The organism is Tsukamurella spumae (assembly GCF_012396015.1).
Lineage (GTDB): Bacteria > Actinomycetota > Actinomycetes > Mycobacteriales > Mycobacteriaceae > Tsukamurella > Tsukamurella spumae.
Genome location: NZ_JAAXOQ010000059.1, coordinates 1 through 5,737, shown reverse-complemented (window position 1 = coordinate 5,737; position 5,737 = coordinate 1). Strand labels below are relative to the sequence as shown.

Annotated in this window: 3 rRNA genes; all 3 read right to left on the bottom strand. The window is 55.1% G+C overall.

What is annotated here, in order from left to right:
- Positions 1-17: 17 nt before the first annotated feature.
- A 5S ribosomal RNA gene (gene rrf, locus HF999_RS21905) occupies positions 18-134 on the bottom strand.
- Between the two features lie 140 nt (positions 135-274).
- Positions 275-3,362 (bottom strand): 23S ribosomal RNA (locus HF999_RS21900).
- Positions 3,363-3,808: 446 nt separating this feature from the next.
- Positions 3,809-5,327, bottom strand: a 16S ribosomal RNA gene (locus tag HF999_RS21895).
- The 16S, 23S and 5S rRNA genes sit together here, the layout of an rRNA operon.
- Positions 5,328-5,737: the final 410 nt, after the last annotated feature.

The following is a 5,737-nucleotide window of genomic DNA, read 5'->3' as shown; positions in this document are numbered from 1 at the left end:
TCCTGTATCTAATTTTAGTCCGGCGGTGTCCTACTCTCCCACACCCTCACGAGTGCAGTACCATCGGCGCTGAAGGGCTTAGCTTCCGGGTTCGGAATGGAGCCGGGCGTTTCCCCTTCGCTATGGCCGCCGTAACACTGCGAAACAACACGTGTGCTGTCTCAGACATTGCATAGTGGACGCGAACCGAACCCTCACGGGCCGGTTTCTGTAAATGTGTTACACGCATAAAATCTGTGAGCTTCTCAGTGCTCGTTTTGGCGAATGTTATGTGTGTGGTAAGTCCTCGACCGATTAGTACCAGTCACCTGCACGCATTACTGCGCTTCCAGTTCTGGCCTATCAACCCCATAGTCTGTAGGGGGTCTTACCCACTCAAGGTGGTGAGAAACCTAATCTTGGAACAGGCTTCCCGCTTAGATGCTTTCAGCGGTTATCCCTTCCGAACGTAGCCAACCAGCCGTGCTCCTGGTGGAACAACTGGCACACCAGAGGTTCGTCCGTCCCGGTCCTCTCGTACTAGGGACAGCCTTCCTCAAGTTTCTAACGCGCGCGGCGGATAGAGACCGAACTGTCTCACGACGTTCTAAACCCAGCTCGCGTGCCGCTTTAATGGGCGAACAGCCCAACCCTTGGGACCTACTCCAGCCCCAGGATGCGACGAGCCGACATCGAGGTGCCAAACCATCCCGTCGATATGGACTCTTGGGGAAGATCAGCCTGTTATCCCCGGGGTACCTTTTATCCGTTGAGCGACACCGCTTCCACTTGCCGGTGCCGGATCACTAGTCCCGACTTTCGTCCCTGCTCGACCTGTCAGTCTCACAGTCAAGCTCCCTTGTGCACTTGCACTCAACACCTGATTGCCAACCAGGCTGAGGGAACCTTTGGGCGCCTCCGTTACATTTTGGGAGGCAACCGCCCCAGTTAAACTACCCACCAGGCACTGTCCCTGAACCAGATCATGGTCCGAGGTTGAGGTATCCAATACGATCAGAGTGGTATTTCAACAACGACTCCACGAACACTGGCGTGCCCGCTTCACAGTCTCCCACCTATCCTACACAAACCGAACCGAACACCAATACCAAGCTATAGTGAAGGTCCCGGGGTCTTTTCGTCCTGCCGCGCGTAACGAGCATCTTTACTCGTACTGCAATTTCGCCGAGTCTGTGGTTGAGACAGCAGAGAAGTCGTTACGCCATTCGTGCAGGTCGGAACTTACCCGACAAGGAATTTCGCTACCTTAGGATGGTTATAGTTACCACCGCCGTTTACTGGGGCTTAAATTCTCAGCTTCGCCTTACGGCTAACCGGTCCTCTTAACCTTCCAGCACCGGGCAGGCGTCAGTCCATATACATCGTCTTACGACTTCGCATGGACCTGTGTTTTTAGTAAACAGTCGCTTCTCTCTGGTCTCTGCGACCCCACACCGCTCACGGAGTAAATCCGGTCACAATGCGAGGTCCCCCTTCTCCCGAAGTTACGGGGGCATTTTGCCGAGTTCCTTAACCACAGTTCTCTCGATCTCCTTGGTATTCTCTACCTGACCACCTGTGTTGGTTTGGGGTACGGGCCACATCAGATCTCGCTAGAGGCTTTTCTCGGCAGCATAGGATCATGGAATTCACCGCAACGGCTACGCATCACCTCTCAGGCTCATGAGATCCGGATTTGCCTAGATCTCGCCCTACAGGCTTACACCAGTACAACCACTGACTGGCCCCACTACCTTCCTGCGTCACCCCATCGCTTGACTACTACCAGCCGAGGTCCCGTGCATCCACTCCACCGTCACCCGAAGGTGATCTGGAAGCTTCAGGACGGTTAGTACAACTGATTCATCAGGGGCGATCTGACACGGGTACGGGAATATCAACCCGTTGTCCATCGACTACGCCTGTCGGCCTCGCCTTAGGTCCCGACTCACCCTGGGAGGATTAACCTAGCCCAGGAACCCTTGGTCATCCGGAGGACACGTTTCTCACGTGTCATTCGCTACTCATGCCTGCATTCTCACTCGCACAGCCTCCACAACTAGGTCACCCTGCTGCTTCTACGGCTGCACGACGCTCCCCTACCCACCCACACCCGAAGATGTGAGTGCCGCGGCTTCGGCGGTGTACTTGAGCCCCGCTAAATTGTCGGCGCCCAGCCACTAGACCAGTGAGCTATTACGCACTCTTTCAAGGGTGGCTGCTTCTAAGCCAACCTCCTGGTTGTCTTCGCGACCGGACATCCTTTTCCACTTAGTACACGCTTAGGGGCCTTAGCCGGCGATCTGGGCTGTTTCCCTCTCGACTACGAAGCTTATCCCCCGCAGTCTCACTGCCACGTTCTCACTTACCGGCATTCGGAGTTTGGCTGACGTCAGTAACCTGTGAGGGCCCATCGGCCATCCAGTAGCTCTACCTCCGGCAAGAAACACGTGACGCTGCACCTAAATGCATTTCGGGGAGAACCAGCTATCACGGAGTTTGATTGGCCTTTCACCCCTACCCACAGCTCATCCCCTCAGTTTTCAACCTAAGTGGGTTCGGGCCTCCACAACATCTTACTGCTGCTTCACCCTGGCCATGGGTAGATCACTCCGCTTCGGGTCCAGACCCGGCGACTCAAACGCCCTATTCGGACTCGCTTTCGCTACGGCTACCCCACAACGGGTTAACCTCGCCACCGAGCACTGACTCGCAGGCTCATTCTTCAAAAGGCACGCCATCACCCCACAACGAGGGCTCTGACGGATTGTAAGCACACGGTTTCAGGTACTATTTCACTCCCCTCCCGGGGTACTTTTCACCTTTCCCTCACGGTACTTGTCCGCTATCGGTCGCAAGGTAGTATTCAGGCTTACCGGGTGGTCCCGGCAGATTCACAGCAAATTCCACGGGCTCGCTGCTACTCGGGTATCCATCACAACAGGCACCGTGTTTTCGGTTACAGGACTCTCACCCTCTCCGGCAGGCCATTCCAGGCCACTTCACCTAACACGATACTTTCTTACTGCTGTCCAGCCAGGTAGAGCTGAAAAGATGAACCCCACAACACCACACACACAACCCCTACCCGGTATCACATGTGCATGGTTTAGCCTCATCCGCTTTCGCTCGCCACTACTCACGGAATCACTATTGTTTTCTCTTCCTGAGGGTACTGAGATGTTTCACTTCCCCTCGTTCCCTCCACACCGTCTATATATTCAACGGCGGGTAACACCACATGACTGGTGCTGGGTTTCCCCATTCGGAAATCCTCGGATCACAGCTCGGTTGACAGCTCCCCGAGGCATATCGCAGCCTCCCACGTCCTTCATCGGCTCCTTGCGCCAAGGCATCCACCGTGCGCCCTTAGACACTTACAACACACAAAACACACACCAAACCCGAACAACCCGAAAAGGCCATCCGCATCCGCATGCAATCCTGTACGCCAAGCGCCAAAAAAACACAACAAAATGCTTACACAGAAACATGTAAAATTACAGAAACATAACACGGACAACCCACACAAACGTGCGAGAAGCCATGTTGATGCTCGCGTCCACTATACAATTCTCAAACAACACACACCACCACACCGCCACCAGCCCGACCCCCCGAAGGAAGCCAGTACGCCGGCGCAGACACGCAGCAGCAAACAGAGAAGACGTGTCCTCTCAGACACCCAACAGTGTGCCGACGAAACCCCCCAGACCGAACAAGCCGGCCACCAGGAGCAATAAGAATTACCGTGTCAGTGTTCCACCCAATAATATGAGCAACCGCATCAGCCACATTCGAGCCGATCAACGGTACTAATGCTCCTTAGAAAGGAGGTGATCCAGCCGCACCTTCCGGTACGGCTACCTTGTTACGACTTCGTCCCAATCGCCAATCCCACCTTCGACAGCTCCCTCCCACAAGGGGTTAGGCCACCGGCTTCGGGTGTTACCGACTTTCATGACGTGACGGGCGGTGTGTACAAGGCCCGGGAACGTATTCACCGCAGCGTTGCTGATCTGCGATTACTAGCGACTCCGACTTCATGGGGTCGAGTTGCAGACCCCAATCCGAACTGAGACGCGCTTTAAGGGATTCGCTCCACCTCACGGTATCGCAGCCCTCTGTACGCGCCATTGTAGCATGTGTGAAGCCCTGGACATAAGGGGCATGATGACTTGACGTCATCCCCACCTTCCTCCGAGTTGACCCCGGCAGTCTCTCACGAGTCCCCACCATAACGTGCTGGCAACATGAGACAAGGGTTGCGCTCGTTGCGGGACTTAACCCAACATCTCACGACACGAGCTGACGACAGCCATGCACCACCTGTATAGAAGGCACAAGGCAAACCACATCTCTGCGGCGATCCTCTATATGTCAAACCCAGGTAAGGTTCTTCGCGTTGCATCGAATTAATCCACATGCTCCGCCGCTTGTGCGGGCCCCCGTCAATTCCTTTGAGTTTTAGCCTTGCGGCCGTACTCCCCAGGCGGGGTACTTAATGCGTTAGCTACGGCACGGATCCCGTGGAAGGAAACCCACACCTAGTACCCACCGTTTACGGCGTGGACTACCAGGGTATCTAATCCTGTTCGCTACCCACGCTTTCGCTCCTCAGCGTCAGTTACTGCCCAGAGACCCGCCTTCGCCACCGGTGTTCCTCCTGATATCTGCGCATTCCACCGCTACACCAGGAATTCCAGTCTCCCCTACAGTACTCAAGTCTGCCCGTATCGCCTGCAGGCCCGAGGTTAAGCCTCGGGTTTTCACAGACGACGTGACAAACCGCCTACGAGCTCTTTACGCCCAGTAAATCCGGACAACGCTCGCACCCTACGTATTACCGCGGCTGCTGGCACGTAGTTGGCCGGTGCTTCTTCTGTAGGTACCGTCACTTGCGCTTCGTCCCTACTGAAAGAGGTTTACAACCCGAAGGCCGTCATCCCTCACGCGGCGTCGCTGCATCAGGCTTTCGCCCATTGTGCAATATTCCCCACTGCTGCCTCCCGTAGGAGTCTGGGCCGTGTCTCAGTCCCAGTGTGGCCGGTCGCCCTCTCAGGCCGGCTACCCGTCGTCGCCTTGGTAGGCCATTACCCCACCAACAAGCTGATAGGCCGCGGGCCCATCCTGTACCGCAAAAGCTTTCCACCAAACCCCATGCAGGGAAAGGTCATATCCGGTATTAGACCCAGTTTCCCAGGCTTATCCCGAAGTACAGGGCAGGTCACCCACGTGTTACTCACCCGTTCGCCACTCGTGTACCCCGAAGGGCCTTACCGTTCGACTTGCATGTGTTAAGCACGCCGCCAGCGTTCGTCCTGAGCCAGGATCAAACTCTCCATAAAAACACTAGAAACCAAAGGTTTCAGCATAATCCAGGAAATCCTGAACAAAACGAAACCACTGACAAAAATCAATGATTCCAGAAATACATCTCGCAAAGAAATAAACGAGAAAAGCCACAACACAAACAACCAAAAAATTTGATTGTCCATGCGTGCCAAAAAATTTTGGCACTGACAATTTCATCGACACACTGTTGAGTTCTCAAAGAACACGCCAAACGCGGCCGCCCACACCACACAAACCCTCAAGTCCATGCACACCGTGTGAACCGCACCTTCGCAGGCAGTCCATGCTACTCTCTCCAAACCAACCAGTCAAAAACCCTGGCCGGCCCGCTCGGAGCAACCGTTCAAGCTTAGCAGATCGGAAATCCGTGTGCAACTCGCTCTCGCGGGCCACCCTCGGAAGC